This window comes from Butyricicoccus sp. (genome assembly GCF_050872565.1).
Classification (GTDB): domain Bacteria; phylum Bacillota; class Clostridia; order Oscillospirales; family Butyricicoccaceae; genus Butyricicoccus_A.
The window spans coordinates 1-2,435 of the sequence record NZ_JBNMHC010000336.1 but is presented as its reverse complement, the minus strand read 5'-3'; the positions used below and the strand labels follow the sequence as shown (position 1 = coordinate 2,435).

General features: G+C 54.4%; 4 protein-coding genes. All 4 read left to right on the top strand.

What is annotated here, in order from left to right; translation table 11 throughout:
- Positions 1-724 (top strand): aminotransferase class V-fold PLP-dependent enzyme (locus ACR0P9_RS11015; RefSeq protein WP_432620101.1); only part of this gene is annotated, 724 nt, incomplete at its 5' end.
- Positions 717-953, top strand: coding sequence for a DUF3343 domain-containing protein (locus ACR0P9_RS11010; protein WP_432620099.1), 237 nt, complete (start codon positions 717-719; stop codon positions 951-953). The genes ACR0P9_RS11015 and ACR0P9_RS11010, both read left to right, overlap by 8 nt.
- A 7-nt stretch (positions 954-960) precedes the next feature.
- The gene (locus ACR0P9_RS11005; RefSeq protein WP_432620097.1) at positions 961-1,884 is read left to right on the top strand and encodes an XdhC family protein; all 924 of its coding nucleotides are present in this window, start codon (positions 961-963) and stop codon (positions 1,882-1,884) included.
- On the top strand, positions 1,881-2,435 hold a 555-nt coding region (yqeC, locus tag ACR0P9_RS11000), incomplete at its 3' end, for a selenium cofactor biosynthesis protein YqeC (RefSeq protein ID WP_432620095.1). The genes ACR0P9_RS11005 and yqeC, both read left to right, overlap by 4 nt.

The window sequence follows — 2,435 nt, the reverse complement described above, 5'->3', positions numbered from 1 at the left end:
TGCGTCCAATGTGACGGGAAATGTCGTGCCGATAGAAAAAATAGCAGCCATCGCACATCGGGCTGGCGCGCTGCTTATTGTCGATGCCGCACAGACTGCGGGCGGCATTCCGATTGATGTGCAGACAATGGGCGTTGATGTTTTGTGTTTTACCGGACACAAGAGCTTGCTCGGCCCGCAGGGCACGGGTGGTATCTATGTCCGCGAAGGTCTGTCGGTTCCCTCGTTGTTGGTCGGCGGCAGCGGTGTGCACAGCTTTGACAAGCATCAGCCGACGGATATGCCGACGGCATTGGAAGCGGGAACGGCAAATGGACATGGCATCGCTGGTTTGGAAGCGGCAGTCGATTTTTTGCTGGAAATCGGCGTAGAAACCATTCATGCACGGGAAGATGCGCTCATGCGGCGATTTATTGCCGGTGTACGAGAGATTCCGCTCGTCAAGCTGTATGGCGATATGGATGCACCGCTGCGCGCGCCGATTGTCACGTTGAATCTTGGAACTGCCGATGCGGCAGTGGTCAGTGATGCGCTGTGGGAGGATGATGAGATCTGCGTGCGCGCGGGCGCGCATTGTGCGCCGCTCATGCATCAGCACTTGGGAACAGTAGAACAAGGGGCTGTGCGGTTTAGCTTTTCCTATTGGAACACCGAAGCGGAGATTGACCGCGCAATACGAGCCGTGCGGAACATCGCCGCGGAATGCGAGGAAGCGAATGCATAATAAACGAGACTATGTGATTTTGACCTTTCGCACGACGACCGATGCCATGGCGATGGAAGCGCAATGTGCGGAACAAAGCATTCCCGGCAGGCTGATTCCGATTCCGCGGGAGATTACTGCGGGGTGCGGCTTGGCATGGCGCATTGCACCGGAACAATATGCACAAAACAAAGATGCCATTTTCGCGCTGCACATTCCGCTTGAACAGATCGTATCTTTGAAACTATAGGAGAACCATGATGCGAGAGATATTTGCAGATATTTTACGACAGACACAAAATAATCAGACCGCAGAGTGGCAGATGGAAATTGACGGAGAGACATACACCCGTCTGTTTCGCCCGAAAGAACGATTGATTTTGTTGGGGGCGGGACATATTGCACAGCCGCTGTGCGAGATCGCAGCGATGCTCGGCTTTTCGGTTACCGTTGTCGATGACAGACCGTCATTTGCCAATCATCCGCGGTTTCCGCAGGCGGAGCAGATTGTCTGTGATGCCTTCCCTCATGCAATCAAACAACTGCATATCCATGCGGGCGATTATGTCGCTGTGATTACGCGCGGACACCGCTATGATGCGGATTGTCTGCGCACGCTGCTCGCGGGAACTATGCCGCGGTATCTGGGAATGCTCGGCTCAAAACGGCGCACGATAGCCCTGCTGCACATGCTGGCACAGGAAGGTTTTGCGCAAGATAAGCTGGACAGCATTCATACGCCGATTGGCTTGGATATTGGCGCGTTGTCTGTACAGGAGATTGCCGTGTCCATTGCGGCACAGCTGGTACAGATACGCCGAAGCGGACTCAATCGCCGCTCGAAATCGCATATTTTGACCGAGGAGATTTTTCGCGCCGATGTTGTAGAAGATATAGTCAGCAATCCGCTCAAAAAAGCTTTGCTGCTTGTGTATGAGACGAGCGGTTCGACGCCGGTCAAGTCGGGAGCATTTATGACAGTAAACGAGATGTTTCAGGCAAAGGGAACGATTGGCGGCGGATGCAGCGAGAGTGCGGTTTTGCGCGATGCCTTTCATCTGATCGGCACAGGAGAGAGCAAGTGCGTAACCGTCGATATGAGCAATGATGTGGCGGCAGAAGAAGGCATGGTGTGCGGCGGACAAATGAAAATCTTTTTGATGGATTTGAGTGATAGATGAAACGACCACATATCTATTTGCCGACTTTGCAAGAAATTCCGTATTTGACAGATGGCATTGTTCCGGCACCGATTACGGCGTTTGTCGGCGGCGGCGGAAAGACGAGCAGTATGCTGACGATGGGAACAGAGCTGGCACAGCGCGGCAAGCAGACGATTTTGACAACCACCACGCGCATCTATCCGTTTGAGCAGCCACTGCCGCACAATCTGCGTTGTGTCGGCTTGCCTGCACAGCAGGGAAAGCTGCGCGGTGTTGACGATCCGGATGCGCTCAAGCAGGACTGCGATTTTTTACTCATTGAAGCGGACGGGAGCCGTGGCTTGCCGATCAAGGCACCGGCGGCACATGAACCGGTGCTGACAGCGCAGACCGGATTGGTGATTGCGGTTATGGGTTTGAGAGGTATCGGAAAACCGATTGCCCAGGTATGCCATCGGCCGGAGCGCGTATGCGAGATGCTTTCGATGACACCGGAGCAGTGCATCACGCCGGAAGCCGCGGCAACTCTGCTTTTGCACGAAAGTGGACTGCGGAAAGAGGTACACGAG